We start from the raw sequence: 16,238 nt of genomic DNA, 5'->3' as shown, positions 1-16,238 counted from the left end.
CCGCCATGGGCACCCCCATCATCCGCAAGCGTGTGGACCAGTCGTGGACGTGGTTCGAGGACTACTTGTACGTGACCGCGACTTACCGGTGCGTAACGCCGCCGGGGCGGCGTGTGCAGGTCGGCATGGGCATCTTTACCGGCGGCACGCCCCTCGGTGAAAAGAAGGTGATCACCGGGGCGGGCGAGTTCACCGTGGTGGGGGCGGGCTCGGTGCACATCCGCGTGGACGACGGGGGCCCCAACTGCGAGGTCGCCATCACGCAGGATAGCAGCGTGCTGATCCCGGTGCTGCGTGACCGCTTCTAGGCGCGCCGGCCGTTCCTCGCCGGAAAGATGCCAGAGCAACGCGACGGCGCGGGGCAGACGCACGCGGGACCACGACGCGCCCAACCGGAAATGCTCCACCTACTGGCCCGAATTGACGGCCCGCTGCAACCAGTCCGGCATAGCGCCGCTGCCGTCCCAGCCCTGCCCCTGCGCGTTGCGGTAGCGCGCCGCCCCCGGCAGTAGCGCCGGCGGCTCGGCAAAGCGGCCGGCGGCCTGCAGGTCGGCCAGGCTCAGGCCGTGCTGGGCCATCTGGATGCGAACCCAGGTGATCGCTTGCGCGCGCTCGATTTCGATCGACATGGTGAAGGTGAAATGATTTGGGACGACACCGGATCCCGCGTGATGCCAGGGAGCGTTGAACTTCAGGGGTTGTTCTCGGTGACGGTTGCGGTGAGAATCAGTGCCCGCGGGAGGACTTGGCTGCCCACGTTGCTTAGAGTTTAATCAAATCGGCTGACACCGCCGGCACTCGGCCCCCGCGCGGCTTGTCCACAGGCTTATCCGAGGGTCGGCCGGGATTCGCAAATATCTTAAGCTTCACATATTTGCGAATCCCGGCCAGCCCTCTTGATGGCATAGGAAGTTTCGCATCCCAGCGTATCAATTTGCACGGAAAGCACGATCACCCCTTGTCGCACGCCGAGTGTTGTCCTCGGGATCCCAAGCGCCGTCCCCTGCGTCCAGGCAGGCGACTGCCCGATCCGTTGGGAAAGGAACAAAATTACTTCAACCGTCGACCGGCGGAACAATTTTCTGCAAAATTAGTTGAAGCAAAATTGTTCCCATCGCCTTGGAAACGGCTAGCTGACGGGCGATCAGCGCGAGCGGGAACAAAATTATGCAAACCAACGTCCCCAACGGCTAGGCACGGGGACAGTGGTCGGCCGTTCCCAGCCAGGGGACTCACCCACGATGCGCCAACGTCCGCTTCATGCGGCTTTACGGACATTGTCAGCTAGCTGCACCACGTACTGTCGATCGACATTGGCAGTGATCCAACGCGGGCAACGCAGTCGGTGTGCGAAGTTGAGTCCGACATTCGAACGGTCAGAAGTTCATGCAAATGGAGCTTGGCTAAGGTTGGCCTTAGCCTGCACGAGTACAAGGCAGCGTTCTTTGGCGCGGGTGACCGCGTTATAGAGGAGCCGACGCTTTTGATCGTCGCTACCTCCAATGGCCGCTGGCCATAGCACGATAACGTTGTCGAACTCGCGGTTCTTTGCGCCATGAACCGTCATGCCCCTCCAACCGCTTCCTTCACCTTTCCGTGCTCGGCGTCGCTGCGCAAATCCCTGCTCGATGGCCTTTTCAATCTCCTCTTTGGTAAATGTAGTCTTGGCACGAGTTCGTCTTTGCGTGTCCATCCAATCAGCAACGTCGTGCGTAGCTCGGAAATCGCCGGCAGCGGTGAGGAGAGCGATCACCGAAGGAATATCGTTCGTGTCCTGAAGAGCGATCTTTTGAAGGAATCTGGTGGCAGCCTTTACCTCCGACTCCTCCCACAGAATTGAGTACGGACCCGATCCTTTTTTCGTTTTGTTCTGAGCGGCCCATGTCACCGTCGCCTGCGCAAATGCGCCCAGTGTAGGCGTGATCACGGCGACGCTCTTGCCTCCACCATACCAGCAAAGATTCCCATTGAGCCATGCACCCGCGAGTGGCGGCTTCGAAGTCAAAGCGACCATGAATGCTTTCCCCGACTTTGGGGGTTCACCTTTGCGAATAGCAGCGGCAGCATCAAGTAACTCCGCTATGTTTGTGCGTCGCGGTTGAATGAGCTCTTCCGCATGACACACCTGAGCGAGCCATGCGCAAGCGGGGTTCGGGTGCAGATCCTCGTTGAGGCATTGAAATTCATCGGCGGCAGCAAATACCTCCAGTCTGCTGGCCAATCCTTCTACAAGACGAAGCCGGTTTGCGTTCATGTCTTGCGCCTCATCCACCAAGAGGACGGGGAAGGTGGCTGCCACCCAGCCGCAAACGCTTTTGATCTGCAAAAGCGCGCCAGCCGCATCGCACACCCGTTCGTACTGATCTGGTTCAATGTCAGCAAATCCGAGCGTAGCAGCAAGAGACGACCACCTCCGAACCAAGCGCCACGCAAAGCTGTCGATAGTGGAGCAATCTGTTCGTCCCCTCAGGGCTCGTAGTTGCCCCAGCCTCGCTTCAAGGCGTCGGCGGGAGCCATGCATGAAAGTCAACGCCAAGACTTTTTGCCCGTCCTTCAGAGGCGTTGCCTCCAAGTGGTCGATCAGTGACTGCATCAATTGATGCGTCTTGCCACAGCCGGCACCTCCGGTGAACGCCCGAACCGTCACGGGTGAAACACCCACACGCCATCGGCGTCGCGGATGAAGCGTCGTGTCGCAATGGACCCAGCGCAAGCGCACGCAAGCCCGCTGAGTAGGTCCGCAGCGCGCTCTCGACAGGCTGGCGTAGTGGCGATCGCCTCCGCGACAACCTCGTAGGCAATGATATCCATCTTCTTTGCCTTGAGGTAGGCCACGACGTCCGCAGCAGACATGGGTGGAACCTGGGATAGCTCAGTGAGCTTAGCGATGGCTGCCGCCTCGTCCACAGCCAAAATCCAGCCAACCGCATCCTCAATCATGGCCCCATCATTCCAACGGATGACCGCTGCCGGAGGGGTTGGAGTGGCCATCAGACGCTCAACGTAGAGTTGCCCCTCTCCGTCACCATCAACAAGGCAGCACACCTGCCTGTGCAGCCTGGCCATCAACTGATGGGTTTCGACCACCTTGGCGTCTTCGGTTGGAACAACCCCGACCTCAATGCCGAAGGGGCGGCTCATTGAATCGACCCAGCCAGCGGTCATCATGAGCGGCCTCAAGATACATCGAAGCAATTGAAAGTCGGCTCTTCCTTCTGGGACGAGCAGAGACGGCTGCATCAGCGCGCTCAGGATATCAACCCGGCTGTGCTGGAAGAATTTACGCTGCCAGTTTTGAGCCGCAGCCGGGAGAGGCGCTTCAAGAAACGGTTCAGCGGATAGGACCCCATCGTGCTTTTTCAAGATGAGCACGGAGGTAGGGGCCGCCATGCTTGCGACCAGCGGCGAATGCGTTGTCACAAACGTCTGGGTCGAAAGCGCCTGAACACGCTGGACCAATCGCTGCTGCGCCGATGGAGGCAGATGAACTTCTGGCTCTTCCAAAGCCATCAGGAACTCGCCACCTCCGGCAGCGCGGGCGCGCCCCAGCTCAAGTAGCAGGAGCAGGCCTTGCATCGAAACCAGCCCACTGCCCTGCCTCGCGGCGGGAATGCTAAGCCCGTCTGCCCCTGCAAAATGGGCCGACACGGCTTCCATGACAGAGCGGCTGTCAGTCCCAGTCAGCCGAAGTTGCACTTGTGGCGCGTTTGGAAAGGAAAGGGCTAGTTCTTTATTGAGGTTCTGAATCAACGGCTCGATGCCTGGGTCGGCATCGATTGGCTGGTCCGGCGCTCGCAGGCGGTCGCGTTCAGCCAGGAGCGCAGCGGCAGGCTGTGCGGCCGCCGCAAGAACAGTACGCTTGAACAACTCATTGCCCCACGAGAAGACTCTGTCCCACGTGCGACTTGCTCGAACGAGGTAGAAGCTCAGCTCTTGAATGAGCTTTCCCGGTACGATTGCTGCCGTGTCTTCTGCGAATGGGTCGACAGGCTCGTCGTGGTCGTGAAAATACCGGAGCATTTCCACGGCCAGTGATTCATGGTCAAATCTGGCTTGGACAGCGATCTGGCAGCACAACTTCCAGGCTTGGTTATCCCGATGCGGATGTACTGCACCCGTGGTTTCGTCCAGCCATTTGACGACCGCTCGGCCCTCCCGAAACCATTGACTACTTTGTTCAGGATTGTCATTCGGAAAATCGGTGATGGTGGCAACGAGCTTGATGCGATCAGCCGCCTGGGGACACGACCCGTAAAAGTCGTGTTCAGTTAGTTCCCGGAGCAGTCGGTCTCGCCCCAAGAGAAGTGTAAGTGCTTCGATCAGTGTCGTCTTACCGGTGTTGTTGTCTCCGACAAGAACTGGGTGCTTTCCGAAACGTACAAAGCCAGCGCGGACTCCGCGAAAGTTCTCAATCTTCAGCGTGGCGACTCTCATTTGATGCTCTTATGTGTGCGCTCGTTGGGTGAAGATTCCCCATTCACGATAATTCAGGGATGATACCTGTTGTCCACCACGGCCCCGGCCTACTCTGCGCGTTGGGGATTCTCGCTGTTCCCCGCGGATCAGGTCCCCGTGGAAATCAGAGCATCGGTGGGCATTTCAGCGTGCGGCACCGGCATCTGCTCTCTGCATGCGGTGCGAGCTCACTTGCGCCTGCGCCACAGAGCTGCCCAGGTCGGCGAGCCTGATGAAAAGGGACCGCACTGAACTGAGCGGCCTTTTCATCGGTCCCCTACGGGCGCCACTACCGATCGGAGAATCCATAAGGGTTCCAACCGACGTCGAGATACGAATTGTCTCGGTCTTCCGGCCCGAGCAATCGAGGTGCAGCTCTGCAGCCATAGTGCCGCAGTGGCGGTCTAGCCGTACTGCTCAGTCGTCTTTCGCGAACTGGTGAGCGTGATATCCACACAAGCCGTCGTTGTCCTGGTCATCCTGGCCAAGGCGGTCTTCACAGACATTGCACTTTGTATAGTCCAACTCCGCCCCACACCAATGGCATTTCTGGTCAGCTACGACGTAGGTGTCGCTGCCACAGTGATAGCAAGTCTCCACTGTAGGCTCCCCGCCATCCTTGTAGTGGATGTAGGGCATGTACTCCGTGTCCAGTGCGTCGATCATCAGCGGACCAATCATGTCCACATGTCCGCAGGAGAAACATTGGTAGCGGAAGGTCTCATTGTCGTGGTCTACAGATTTCCCTTCATCCATGTCGTCCGGGTGTGGCCGTAGCAGCGTCGAGCCACAATCTTCGCATTTGCACGCCTTACGCCATGTCTGCATACCTTCCGGGACATCAGCGCCTTGCCACTGTTTCTCACATTCTGCAGCGGCCTCCAGAAAAAAAGCGTGATGCCTTAGCATGATGGGCCATGCGGTTCCCAACAGGTCTGCGGGCTGAGTATCGAGCTGCTGCTCGATGAAGTCGCCGAGCACGGGAAAAAGCTCTGCGACGAATTCAGCGATTTCTCCGAGGGAGTTCGCCGGGTGAAGGTGTTCCAAATGGTTTCGACAAGTCTGTAGCTTGTCGATCGCCGTCCAGTCGACATCGATGTTGAACGTCTCGAAGCGCTTGCGGATCGTTGCGACGTCGATGGTTGTCTTGCGGAGCTTGCCGGGGCGCCATTCTACGCCGCCGGCGTTATCGGGATGCGGGAGAGCTTCAGCCATATCGAAGATTAGCTGGAGGGCGTCGTCCGGATCGTCCACGCAGCTGGCGATCTTGAACTTGAAGAGGAGCAGCACGCCCGAGAAAAGGTTGCGTGCCGCGGAGAGGGCGCGCGCCGGATCTCCGCCTTGATCGGCAGGGGCCCGTGCTCTCTCGAAGTCCTCGATCCCCAGACGAATCGAGGTTACCGCGTTTTCCTTGAGCTTGTCGGGATCGAAATTTTGCATATCGCCCACGGGCGTTGTGAAAGCGCCAAAAGAAAAGCCGCCCGAAGGCGGCTTACATATGTGATCCAGTGTCAGGCGGCTATGACCTTGCGCCTTACCGTGACGGTGGCATGAAATCGCTGGCGCGCAGTCTTGAGATGCGAGGCGCCGCCACGGACAACCTCTGCCGATACTGCATCGTCTCCCTGGATGACACGTTTTGCGGAATGGCGAGCCAGCACCGCAGCCACATCCTTCAGGGCCCGAGGAGGAGGCACAGCTGGCTTGGTCTTGGTGGTCATAATGTGATGCCTCGTACTTCCATGTAGGTTTTCAGTATAACCCACGATGCACTGTTGGGCTCAAGATCAAAGTAGACGTCCATGGCCCGGCCGTGCTGACGCCAGTGCTCGTCCCCGCCCTCTTCCATGAACAACTCGTTCAAGGTGGAGCAATGCGACAAGTGCGCCGGAAGCCTCTCAGTATCCTGGGCGGCCAACTTCGCGTCAAATCCCAACAGCGGCCAAGTATAGTATCCGTTACGTCCCCCGGCCGGCCCCGCTGCTTGGCATCCTACGACTGCCACGCCAAAACGCGCGACCTCGTGGAGCTCCACGGCCAGGCTTCGTGTTCCCAGACCGTGGCGCTGTGCCGCAGCCCGCAATTCGAACAGCTGGTTCCACATCAGGTAGAGGTTGCCTGTATCGGGATCCTGCCACAACACCCGCTCCATCGGCTGCTCGAGTAGCTCGTGCTCTATGCTGAAGAAGAATGAATTACCCTCCTTGTCCAGCGTAACGTAAATTTCACTTCCATCAATGGCGCCCACGAACCAGGGCACTCTGTCCCGAGGGATCGGTAGCAATCGTTCTGTCTCTTCGTCCATGTGGACGTTCGAGGCGCCAGTGAAATATCTGCGAGTGATTGGATCCGTCATTTTTCTTCGTTGGCCAGCCCCGTTACCGGAGCGCACCCATGCGCGAACTACGAGCGCGCTGGCAGCCGCCAATGCAGCAAGTCGCAGGATCCGCATACGTCTCCTCGGCAATCGGGCTCCCCAGATCATAGCAAAGGCAGCGGCGAGATCCATTGTGGAAACATTCCGCCAGGGTGAAACCGGGCGCAACTTGAGTGTATGTGCTGCATAAATAACTATCATTATACTATCAAGTCAAATCTGCACCACATGATCGCCGTACCTATCATTTACTAGAATAATTACTTATACAGCGCTTAAGTCATCTCCCGCCCGCGTTGCCGATTTCCTCTTGCAGCCTCCGAAGCGCTGCGCCATTGTGATACTGTCTGCACATTGATGCGCTATCTTCTAGAGCATGGACGCCGAAGCGGCTTGAACCCCAGCATTACGCACCTTCCGGTTGCCCTTCTATGTAGCGCGTGCCCTTCTCCTATCGCCCGCGTGGCCGTGAGAATCGGCGTTGCTCTGCATATCGAGGCTTTGGATGTTGTGCCCCCGCCGCAGGCGTTCGAACGCCTCTTTGTACTTACGGGACTGCAGCACCTGCAGCTGCGCTAGCGATGAGTTCAGGCACCGAGAATCGCCTAGGCTCGGCGGCCTGGCTCCGAACATCGGCAAGCGCTGTCGTTAGCACGTCATCGCCGTGCGCCTTCAGTGCGCCCCTCGGATCGGTGATCCGATATCGCCTGCTGCCGGCCACAGGCGGGGCGCGGCTGAAATCCAAGAGTGGTGTCGACGCTACCACCTAGTCCCCAGTGTGGTGGCTTCTTTAGCCGCACTGCCGGCCGACCATTCTGAATGGCTAAGTGTGCGTACTCAACAATGTCGGGAGCGGCGACTTCGACCGGCTGCATTCGGCACGCCCGCCTTACGTGGGTGCGGACCTGGTTGGCCTACGGCATCTTCAACCTAATCGTCGGTGTAGGACGCGATCTGCGCGGCCAGCCCTATTGAGAAGCGCAGGGCCGAACTCAAGAGGTTGCTGATCGACCCGCAAGAAGGGCTGCTCTAATTTGCCTGCCTCGATAGCGGCGAGTGACTCGATGAAAACGCGCTTGCGCTGAACCTGGAAGGTATCGTGGGAAGCGCGTGAGCAGCAAAGTACGTAGCCGGCACGCTCGCGAGACCGGGGGAAGATCAAGCGACCGGGCGCTGTCCCTGTAGAACGACTTCAGTCCTAGTCCTGCGGCAAACACGTCCCAGCATGAATCCTTTTAAAGCGGAAAAACCGCGTTCACCACAACAAATCGTTGTATTTTGACAACGTTACAATATGTATATTCGAATATAAGTTAGCAAGCCACTACGCCGTTCAATATTGGCATTTCCTTGCCAGCCAACGCTTCGCGGGTCGCATCGTTGAAAACGAGCAATTTTTTGCATCAAAAAAACGCTTGTCAATACGGCGGAGGTGCCTTAGCGCCCGGGCGGCTGTGCTGACCGCGTGGCTTAGAATACTCACATCAAGAAAAAAGAGCTACCGACAGTACGTCGACAGCTCTGTTACTTGGTACCAGTTCCCCGGGAGTCCTAGAGACGCCAATCCTTCAGCTTCCGGGGGTTATATTGAATATGTGCGGAGTGTCGTAGTTCGACCGTTCGCTGTCAACCTTCGTTTGTAGATTTACGACAGTGAATCCGCACACCCTTTCTGGGTGTACATGGAAAACCACCAATACTCACTTGTACTGATTCAGCGAAACGTGAATGGTTCAGTGATTGAGCAGCGGTCCGGTGACGGATACATCAATGCAACGGCGTTGTGCCAAGTAGCGGGCAAGCAGTGGTTTCATTACGTGCGCGAGGAAAACACGGGCCACTTCCTTCGCGCACTTGCCGCAAAGATCGGGATAGCCCCCCCTCTGCTGGTCGAGATGCCGCTCGATGGACGGGGCAACATTTGGGTCCACCCCCGTGTAGCGCTACACCTGGCACAGTGGTTGTCAGCAGACTTCGCGGTGCAGGTGACAGAATGGGTGCATGAATGGATGTCTGGCAACGGCGCCCCCGCAGGCCCAGCACAACTACCGAACCACCTTGCCCGATACCTGGCGAATGATGGCCAGGTTCCTCCAGGCTACTTTTCCGTCCTGCAGGAAACCGGCTTGAATCTTTTCGGCCCACTCCACAACATTGGTTTCGAAATTCCGAAAGGCTGGGTACCCGATATCTCGGTTGGTTTGCTGTTCTGCAAGTGGCTGCGCGAGGAGCGGGGGGTGGATACGGATGCCTTGCCGACGTACATGCACACGTACTTGGATCACCGCAAGGCCATGCCGTGCAAACTCTATCCGGAGGACTTTCTTATCGACTTCCGACGGTGGTTCCGCGCCACTTGGCTCCCGAAACACGGCGTCCAGTATTTCAAGAAGAAGGATCCTAACAGCATGCCGTACTTGGACAAGCTGCCAGCACTTGCAGGGCCCAAAACCGTGCCCCCACTGCCCGGCCAGCCGCGCGTCTAAGGGCTAGTCTGTTTTGAGTGAGCCCCGCTAACGCGGGGCTTTTCATTTCTGAGCATCAATCCTCGGGGGAGCAAGATCCTAAGCCAACTTGGCAAGCTTTTCCTATGGGTCACTGAATTGGCTTTACACTTTACAACAGCCAAAACTGATTCCCAAAGTGCGTAGATCAGCTGCCCAAGACAAGCCGCCTCACGTTCTAGCGCCTCACGCTGTTCACCGGTGATGGTGCCCAAGAGACGCACATCGTCTTGGGCACCAAACTTGCCGACGTCCTCGCAGTACATTGTTTCGGGGATGGCTGCGGTGGGAATCAGTGCCGGCGGGAGGACGCGGCCGCAGTCAAATCCGCTGGCGCCGTCGGCACTCGGCCCCCGCGCGGCTTGCCCCCTCGCGCGCTGGACAAACGCCATCCCTCCCGCCCTCAGGCCGGGCCGGGCTTGAACTTGGTGCGCGTCACCGGCGCCTGGGCGATACCCGGCTGCTCCCAGGCGGATTGGTTGCTCGCACAGGCAGCAAGCAGGATGCGCCCTTCGCCGTAATCCGCCGCTGCACGGCGTGGGGACGATCGAGTAGCCATTCGTACATGATTTCACATCACCGGGTCCGCTCGACGCGGAAATGTTCCACCGTCTGCCCGGCGTGGATCGCCCGCTGCAGCCAGTCCGGCATGGCGCCGCGGCCGTCCCAGCCCTGCCCGTGCGCGTTGCGGTAGCGCACCGCCCCAGGCAACGTCGCCGGTGGCGGCTCGGCAAAGCAGCCGGCAGCCTGCAGGTCGGCCAGGCTCAGCCCATGCTGAGCCATCTGGATGCGGATCCAGGTAATCGCTTCGGCGCGCTCGATTTCGATCGACTTCATTCTAGGTGCACAGATTTGAGGAAGCTGCGGGGCAGGATCCTGCGTTGTCGTCTCAAAGACCGTTGAGCCTCAACAGTGTTCCGGCGGATCGCTGGTGTAAAGCAACCCGCTCGCTTGCGGATTGTGGACCACGTGGTCACCCCGCCGCTCAAATATTAATCAGACCCGGGGAGCCCGCCGGGGGTCTGGTCCTCGCGCGATTTGTCCACAAGCTTATCCCGTGGCGCGGTGGACAAATCCAACTGCCGCCCACGCCTCTCATGCCGGCCCTGCCTTGAACTTCAATTTGGTCTTGGTCGCTGGCACCTGGCGCCTGGTCGTTGCCAGGCGGCGCGACGCGGTGGCTTCGGCTTGTGCGCGCTCGGCCTGCCGCAGCGCCGCTTCCAGTTCGGCCCGCAGCCCGTCTTGTGCCGCCAGCCCTCGTCCGAGCGCCTGCTCTGCCTGCGCCAGCTGCCGGCTGAGCGTGTCGTATTCGGCTTGCAGTCGCACCCGCGCCTCTGCGGCGGCCACGGCGGCGTCTTGCGCCCTCGCCTGCATGGCCGCCAGCTCGGTGCGCAGATCCGCGACCGCCTGCTCGGCCTTCTGCCGCAAGGTGCGCTCCTGGTCGATTTCGCGCAGCGCGCGGCGCGCGGTGGCGCTGGCGCGCTCCTGTGCCACCACCACCTGCTCGCGGGTGCGCTCCAGGTCCGCCGAGAACTGCGCGTGCATCTCGCCCAGTTGCCGCTCCAGCGCCTCGACCTGGCGCTTGCTCTCGTCGTGACGCGCCTGCGCGGCCGCGTGGGCCTGGCGCTCGGCGTCCAGTTCCCCTTGCAGCGCCGCGCGCGCACGCTGGACGGCGTCGCGCTCGGCCTAAACAGCGGCGGTCTCCTGCTCGGCCACCACCACCGCGGCGCGAGCCTGGTCGCGCTGTGCTTCCGCCTCGCTCGCCTGTAGCCGCGCCTCCGCTCGCAAGGCGGCCAGCTCGCCGCTAGCGGCCTCGTTGGCGGCCTGCCAGATCGACTGCACGGCGTCGGCCGCGATCGCCTTGAGGGGTAGCTTTGATTTCGGTGCAATTTGCGACGGTTCGCAAGCCCAGCATCAGCGCGGACGTGTCCTCGTAAGCTATTGATTAATATAGGATTTCTGTTTGGCCATCGATCAACCACAAACGGCGTCATTGCGAGTTCGATTTCAGCCCGCAGCGCTTGTTTTGGGTGCAGTTTGTGACGGCAGTAGTTGTCCGACGTAGCGCTCAACTGGGAAGCGGAAGACGCCCCGGAGATTGATGCCCTCTAACCGTGTTGGGGCGATTCGCCCGAACGACTCGGGTGCCACGGGCTGCCGTCGTTTCACTTGCCGATCGAGCACTGTCTGCATCTGACCGGTATTCCACGCCATCACGATGTTAGCCAGCAAGCTTAGCGCGTCGGCGACGGCCTGCATCTCGTCGGCGCGCCTAGCCTGCGTGGGGGCGACTCGGCCTGTATAGATCGCCCGCTTTAGCGAGTTGACCGCCTCGCCGCGATTAAGCACGCGTAACAGCTCACGCCGGAACCCGGCATTGACGAAGTAGTCGGCAAGGAACGCGGTGCGCAGCAGCTTGCCTAACTGCACGCCGGCGTTATAGATAGGGTCGCCCCGTGCGGCCGAGCCGAATCGCGCTAGGGCTGCCACAGCGCTGGCGTGTCCCGACATCACGGAGGCTGTCAGGTGCACCAAAGGGTCCCACTGCGCCTCGATCGCAGCCAAATCCACATTGGCGAGACACACGGATGCGATCTCATCGGGAACAGCAACGCCGCGAGGTACGAAGAGACGACGCTGCTTGAGTTCTCGCAGTCGGGGACACAGGTCGAACCCAAGAAGCCTGGCCAGCGCCATTGCGAAGTCGGTATAGCCATGAGTGTCGACCGCCAATTGTGTGGTCTCGATTCGCTCCTGCCGCACAACGCCCTCGATCGCCGCGCCGGCCTGCCTTTCGTTGAGCACAATCGGCTGGGCGTGAAAGATCCCCCACCGATCTCGGACGTGAGTGTAGATACCTACCGAGGCGGTGTGGAGCGACGTGGGTCTTGCCGTGCCTGCCAGACGCGCTGGCTTGTCTCCAGGCTCATCATGTCCGAGGAGGCGAGATCCGACCGGCCCCAACTCGCCGCGATCGGATGGCGGTGCATGAACTCCAGAACTGCCTTACAAGCCTGAACCAGCCGCCTCTCATCTCCCGCCCAGCGCATGGCGTGGCGGATGCTCGTGGCTGACAATTGTGGAATCATCCTGGCACACTCGGCCGCCGTCAGACTCGTGCCATGCGCGAGGATGCCAGCGTAGACCATCAACAGTTCCTGCGCAGACCGGGGCTCGCGGCCGAGCATGATCCAGCTGAAGCGCGTCTGGGCGTCCACTGCCAAGATGACCTCCGGCAACTGAACATCGCCGATGTGGTGGTCAAGGCGGGTCCGCAGCCTTGAGACCTCGGGATCCTCTTCCTGTGCCGCTAGCGGTGCCAGGTGCAACTCGTCATCGACGCGTAGCGTGCCGGCGCGCGTCGCTACCGCGACCGCGGCAATGCCTGTGCGCACGCGCTCAAGCAACGGCCCGAGAAAGTCGGCAGCTTGGGCTGGCAGCGACAGCCGCGTATAGTGGCGCCGAGCTTCAGCCTGCCAACGCTCGGCTGGCAGGAACAAGCGCTCGCGACCTCGGAAGCTCAATGAATGCTCGATCCAGACTGAGCCGTTGCGAACGGCGCGGCGCAAGGCAAACAGGGTGGCGACTTCAAGTGCCCGGAAGGCGCGCTCGCGATCGGCACCGCTGATCGCATCGAGCCAGGCTGGCCCTAGGCAAGGGGCGGTCACGTCATCGGGTAAGCTTCGAACGGCCTTCGCATACAGGTGGCGCAGCTTGCCCAGAGCGTCAATTACCGCGTGTTCGCCGGTGGCTTGCCAGGGCAGCTTGGCGACGGCGACCAGTAACGCGCGTACGGGCCTGATGGCGTCGATCAGCCGCAGCCTGATCGCAGACGACCGGCTCGGTGTGCGCTGAGTGCGCTTGTCGGCCACCAATTGGGCCAGATGCGGGCGCAGCTCGGCATCCGGAATACTCCCATCGCTACTCAAGCTGGCCAGCTCGTCGAGCAGTTGCCGGTATTGTGCGGCCCAGTCGATGGGAGCCTTCACACCCTCCGCGCTCTGCCGCCATAGATCTGCCACCCGGCGCTGAAACATGAGGATCAGTTGGTCAGTGGCAGTGAGCAGGCAATATCGCAGGAAGCAGCCCAGCTCGACGGTGCGTGCCGGCTCCTTAATTCGTGCGCTGAGCGATGGGGACCGCGCCGCCAAGCGACGTGCAAAACGGCGCACCAAAACATCGTTGAGACCGAAGCGATGGCGGTCGACGCCAATCTCGACTAGCCACTCGATACGTTCGAGCACTTCGGCGAACTGTCGCGTCGAGTGCTTCGCCGGGACCGCCCACAGCCAGTTCTGGACGTGCTGACCATCCGGTCGTGCTCGTTCCATTGCGGCTAGCCATCTTCGCCATGTCGCCGGAGGTACCGCCGAATGGATCGAGGCGCAGGCACCGGACTCAAGCTCGGTCAATGCCGCTGCGACAAGGCTTCGGATGGCGCGCTCATGCACGATGATCAGTCGATGCTGATACAGCCACTGGTGCGCATATGACAGCAGTCGGTCCCGATCGGCGCAATGCAGCACTTCATCACGCAGCGCCCGCACAAGGGCTCGACGTTGATGTACCGTTATCCAACGAAACCCGAGCGTCTGGCAGGCCAGCAGTTGATGGTCGGAGAGCGTTCGCCCACGCGCGTAGAGCGCCCGCAAGGACGCTAGATCCGGCGTATTGATGCCGAGTTCCGTGCCGAGGTGGCGAAGCAGGACTGGTGGCAGGATACTGAACGCATCCAATAGGCAGCCGCTCATGCGCAAAAAGCCAATGTGCAGCGCCAGGCCCAGCTTCATCGTTGGGCCGCGCCGTCGCCCGATCAGTTCGTGCTCGGTGCGGCTGTATGTGAAGAACGTCTGCAATTCGAAACTGCTGAGTTCACGCGGCACCTCGCGCGCGCCCAAAAAGGTGCTCTGCCAGCCTTGCATCTCGTGCGCCTCCCGTGCCTAGGGCCAAACAAGATACGCCAAGCAGAAGCGAACAGCAAACCTCAAAAAATCAATAACTTAGGCATGAGCCCCCGCGTCGCTGCTGGGCTTGCGAACCGTCGCATATTGCACCGAAATCAAAGCTACCCCAGCGCGCGGAACACCGAGGAACCGAAACCACCTTCGCGAAGCACGGGGAGCCGTGCAGGGCCGGCGGAAAATGATCTAGGCGGCCGTGCCCGCAGGCACCCGAAATCAGGATTCGGGCTCGGTGCCGTCGCCCGGGGGACACGGCACTGCCGCTGGTGGCGGGAGCCAAGCTCGTGCCCATACGCCCCACCAGAGGCTGAAGGCAGGCGGTGCGAACATGGCTGGTTCCAAGGAATGGCTGCATATCGTTTACCCGTCCCCCCACTCGCGGGTGGTGGCAGCCCTCAACTTGGCTACCTACGATGATTTTTCGCTGCGACCACATAGGAGACAGAATGGCGAACAACGAGAAATCTTCACCACGAACCACCAAGGTGGCCGCCAAGACGCTGCCTTCAAAGACAGCATCGAAGAACGAAAAGACGCTTGCTGGATCTGTCCTGACCCAAGCCCCGGACAAAGCCAAGCCGGCGAAGGGCAAGAAGTAGGCAGGAAAATAGCCCGCGCGGTGCGAACCGTGCGGGCTCAAACTGCCGTGGATGCGGAGCTTACAGAAATCCGACCTTCCGTTTGGGAGCAAATGCGCCTGCACTTTGGTCGTAGACCGACCTGCTCAACGCTTCCTTGATCTGCTCGACAAACAATTCATAGAACCGAGTGAAATCGGGCTTGCCCCTCTCGAATTCGAGGACGTTATCGGAATCGGACCCCAAAGCCACTACAACGGACTGCGCTGTAATGCGGACGTTCGCATACACGTAGAAATAGCGCTTTGATAGATTGTTTTCGCCGTGAGCCAATGCTAGGGCAATGGCAAACTGCAATTCGCCCCTCTCGTTCATCTTATCGAGATCAAATGCCGAATTGACTTTTACTGGCGCCCCGTCCAGCGGTATTGCGTTGTATAGCCGCACCCAATCCTCATGCCGGCCGTCAAGCGTTGTGAAATGCTCCGGCAGACCAACATACTCCCGCAAGCCGCGGGCCAAAGCCCCAGCAACCAGTTGGCATTGAGTGAAGTAGTCATACAGCTCTTTCTGATGCTTGGCGTACAAATCAAACAATTCTGCTGCTTTCGTCCGCGCGTCACCCATTTCCGCTCCTGTGGTTCGGGAACGAGAATGATAGCTGACGAAAAAGCCCGCTGGGCGAACCATGCGGGCTAGCGTTACTCGCCTTCCAGACGCGCCAGCATAAACCGACACTCGCGAATTGTGCGCTCGCCCATATGCCGGCGCGGATTGCCGCACATCCAGCAACTGCACAGCGTCGGCGTCCACACGGCGCGGCCAATCTCTCGTTCGTTACGCAGCCCGCAGAGTAGTTGCGTCGATACACCTTCAGCCGCTCAACTCGCGCGCGGCGGTACGCCATTCCTTTCGCCATCTCGACTCCTTTTCGTAGGCCGGATTGCGGCGGCGGTGCGTGACCGGCTGCCGGAGCCCGAGCGCAACGTCATCTGGGCGCGGTATGCCTACCAGCTCGTCATGCTGCACTGGCCACGGGTCTCGTCGGGCGACAGGCCGCCGAAGTTGATTGTGCTCGTATTGGCCGCGCCGCGCAGCTGCTGGAGCCACACGTCCGGCCTTTCTCACCAGTGCATTGCTCATTGCTTCAAGTCTCCCACAGCGTGGGTCAGGAACTGGTCGAACTCGGCCACGGTGATGCGGACCATCCCGCCCCGCGCCTGCTTGGAATGGCCATATTCCAGCGGCAAGGCATAAGGCGGGTGGTTGACCAGGTAGACGGTGCTACCCATCCGCTATGCGACAGATCCAGGATAGCCGTGGCGATGGTCGACGCTCCGGATCGGTCCACCACGCCAAGCTG

Annotated in this window: 15 protein-coding genes and 1 pseudogene; 3 read left to right on the top strand and 13 right to left on the bottom strand. The window is 60.3% G+C overall.

The window, feature by feature from the left end:
• Positions 1-5: 5 nt before the first annotated feature.
• Positions 6-308: a hypothetical protein gene (locus tag AC1RQK_RS10715; protein ID WP_492809029.1), complete on the top strand. Its 303-nt coding sequence runs from the start codon at positions 6-8 to the stop codon at positions 306-308.
• Positions 309-407: 99 nt separating this feature from the next.
• Here AC1RQK_RS10715 and AC1RQK_RS10710 read toward each other — a convergent pair whose 3' ends face one another.
• The 6 genes from AC1RQK_RS10710 to AC1RQK_RS10685 all read right to left on the bottom strand — a co-directional run bounded on the left by AC1RQK_RS10710 (position 408) and on the right by AC1RQK_RS10685 (position 6,760).
• Positions 408-629: an H-NS family nucleoid-associated regulatory protein gene (locus tag AC1RQK_RS10710; protein WP_492809027.1), complete on the bottom strand. Its 222-nt coding sequence runs from the start codon at positions 627-629 to the stop codon at positions 408-410.
• 755 nt (positions 630-1,384) lie between these two features.
• Positions 1,385-2,647, bottom strand: coding sequence for an ATP-binding domain-containing protein (locus AC1RQK_RS10705; protein ID WP_492809101.1), 1,263 nt, complete (start codon positions 2,645-2,647; stop codon positions 1,385-1,387).
• On the bottom strand, positions 2,644-4,434 hold the full coding sequence (locus AC1RQK_RS10700) for an ATP-dependent nuclease (protein WP_492809026.1): 1,791 nt from the start codon (positions 4,432-4,434) through the stop codon (positions 2,644-2,646). The genes AC1RQK_RS10705 and AC1RQK_RS10700 overlap by 4 nt, the downstream gene beginning before the upstream one ends.
• Before the next feature lie 438 nt (positions 4,435-4,872).
• The gene (locus AC1RQK_RS10695) at positions 4,873-5,895 is read right to left on the bottom strand and encodes a hypothetical protein (protein ID WP_492809025.1); all 1,023 of its coding nucleotides are present in this window, start codon (positions 5,893-5,895) and stop codon (positions 4,873-4,875) included.
• A 71-nt stretch (positions 5,896-5,966) separates the two neighbouring features.
• Positions 5,967-6,176 (bottom strand): hypothetical protein, encoded by a 210-nt coding sequence (locus tag AC1RQK_RS10690; RefSeq protein ID WP_492809023.1) that lies wholly within the window; start codon positions 6,174-6,176, stop codon positions 5,967-5,969.
• Complete coding sequence (locus AC1RQK_RS10685) at positions 6,173-6,760, bottom strand: hypothetical protein (RefSeq protein ID WP_492809022.1); 588 nt, start codon at positions 6,758-6,760, stop codon at positions 6,173-6,175. The genes AC1RQK_RS10690 and AC1RQK_RS10685 overlap by 4 nt, the downstream gene beginning before the upstream one ends.
• 1,754 nt (positions 6,761-8,514) lie before the next feature.
• On the opposite strand from AC1RQK_RS10685, the gene AC1RQK_RS10680 reads away from it, so the two are divergent.
• Positions 8,515-9,318, top strand: coding sequence for a KilA-N domain-containing protein (locus AC1RQK_RS10680; RefSeq protein ID WP_492809020.1), 804 nt, complete (start codon positions 8,515-8,517; stop codon positions 9,316-9,318).
• Between the two features lie 421 nt (positions 9,319-9,739).
• Here AC1RQK_RS10680 and AC1RQK_RS10675 read toward each other — a convergent pair whose 3' ends face one another.
• The 5 genes and pseudogenes from AC1RQK_RS10675 to AC1RQK_RS10655 all read right to left on the bottom strand — a co-directional run bounded on the left by AC1RQK_RS10675 (position 9,740) and on the right by AC1RQK_RS10655 (position 14,258).
• Positions 9,740-9,895, bottom strand: a complete 156-nt coding sequence (locus AC1RQK_RS10675; protein WP_492809018.1) for a hypothetical protein — start codon at positions 9,893-9,895, stop codon at positions 9,740-9,742.
• Positions 9,896-9,912: 17 nt separating this feature from the next.
• Complete coding sequence (locus AC1RQK_RS10670; RefSeq protein ID WP_492809016.1) at positions 9,913-10,173, bottom strand: H-NS histone family protein; 261 nt, start codon at positions 10,171-10,173, stop codon at positions 9,913-9,915.
• Positions 10,174-10,431: 258 nt separating this feature from the next.
• Positions 10,432-10,881, bottom strand: a complete 450-nt coding sequence (locus AC1RQK_RS10665; RefSeq protein ID WP_492809014.1) for a hypothetical protein — start codon at positions 10,879-10,881, stop codon at positions 10,432-10,434.
• Positions 10,882-11,022: 141 nt separating this feature from the next.
• Entirely contained in the window at positions 11,023-11,178 is a 156-nt protein-coding gene (locus tag AC1RQK_RS10660; RefSeq protein ID WP_492809012.1) for a hypothetical protein, read from the bottom strand.
• Between the two features lie 165 nt (positions 11,179-11,343).
• Positions 11,344-14,258: pseudogene (locus AC1RQK_RS10655) on the bottom strand (Tn3 family transposase).
• 485 nt (positions 14,259-14,743) lie between these two features.
• Here AC1RQK_RS10655 and AC1RQK_RS10650 point away from each other — a divergent pair.
• Entirely contained in the window at positions 14,744-14,896 is a 153-nt protein-coding gene (locus AC1RQK_RS10650) for a hypothetical protein (RefSeq protein WP_492809010.1), read from the top strand.
• Between the two features lie 60 nt (positions 14,897-14,956).
• On the opposite strand, the gene AC1RQK_RS10645 is transcribed toward AC1RQK_RS10650, so the two are convergent.
• Together AC1RQK_RS10645 and AC1RQK_RS10640 are read right to left on the bottom strand one after the other, a co-directional pair.
• On the bottom strand, positions 14,957-15,502 hold the full coding sequence (locus AC1RQK_RS10645; RefSeq protein WP_492809008.1) for a hypothetical protein: 546 nt from the start codon (positions 15,500-15,502) through the stop codon (positions 14,957-14,959).
• Between the two features lie 512 nt (positions 15,503-16,014).
• Positions 16,015-16,167: a hypothetical protein gene (locus AC1RQK_RS10640; RefSeq protein WP_492809007.1), complete on the bottom strand. Its 153-nt coding sequence runs from the start codon at positions 16,165-16,167 to the stop codon at positions 16,015-16,017.
• Between the last annotated feature and the right edge of the window lie 71 nt (positions 16,168-16,238).

The sequence above is a fragment of the Cupriavidus sp. GW822-FHT02D05 genome (assembly GCF_058802485.1).
This window is presented reverse-complemented; position numbering and strand designations above follow the sequence as displayed.

Excerpts from the sequence above, each read along its gene's own strand:
- AC1RQK_RS10715 (WP_492809029.1), top strand. The coding sequence starts at position 6 with ATGGGCACCCCCATCATCCGCAAGCGTGTGGACCAGTCGTGGACGTGG.
- AC1RQK_RS10710 (WP_492809027.1), bottom strand. The coding sequence starts at position 629 with ATGTCGATCGAAATCGAGCGCGCGCAAGCGATCACCTGGGTTCGCATC.
- AC1RQK_RS10700 (WP_492809026.1), bottom strand. The coding sequence starts at position 4,434 with ATGAGAGTCGCCACGCTGAAGATTGAGAACTTTCGCGGAGTCCGCGCT.
- AC1RQK_RS10695 (WP_492809025.1), bottom strand. The coding sequence starts at position 5,895 with ATGCAAAATTTCGATCCCGACAAGCTCAAGGAAAACGCGGTAACCTCG.
- AC1RQK_RS10690 (WP_492809023.1), bottom strand. The coding sequence starts at position 6,176 with ATGACCACCAAGACCAAGCCAGCTGTGCCTCCTCCTCGGGCCCTGAAG.
- AC1RQK_RS10685 (WP_492809022.1), bottom strand. The coding sequence starts at position 6,760 with ATGGACGAAGAGACAGAACGATTGCTACCGATCCCTCGGGACAGAGTG.
- AC1RQK_RS10680 (WP_492809020.1), top strand. The coding sequence starts at position 8,515 with ATGGAAAACCACCAATACTCACTTGTACTGATTCAGCGAAACGTGAAT.
- AC1RQK_RS10675 (WP_492809018.1), bottom strand. The coding sequence starts at position 9,895 with ATGGCTACTCGATCGTCCCCACGCCGTGCAGCGGCGGATTACGGCGAA.
- AC1RQK_RS10670 (WP_492809016.1), bottom strand. The coding sequence starts at position 10,173 with ATGAAGTCGATCGAAATCGAGCGCGCCGAAGCGATTACCTGGATCCGC.
- AC1RQK_RS10665 (WP_492809014.1), bottom strand. The coding sequence starts at position 10,881 with ATGCACGCGCAGTTCTCGGCGGACCTGGAGCGCACCCGCGAGCAGGTG.
- AC1RQK_RS10650 (WP_492809010.1), top strand. The coding sequence starts at position 14,744 with ATGGCGAACAACGAGAAATCTTCACCACGAACCACCAAGGTGGCCGCC.
- AC1RQK_RS10645 (WP_492809008.1), bottom strand. The coding sequence starts at position 15,502 with ATGGGTGACGCGCGGACGAAAGCAGCAGAATTGTTTGATTTGTACGCC.
- AC1RQK_RS10640 (WP_492809007.1), bottom strand. The coding sequence starts at position 16,167 with ATGGGTAGCACCGTCTACCTGGTCAACCACCCGCCTTATGCCTTGCCG.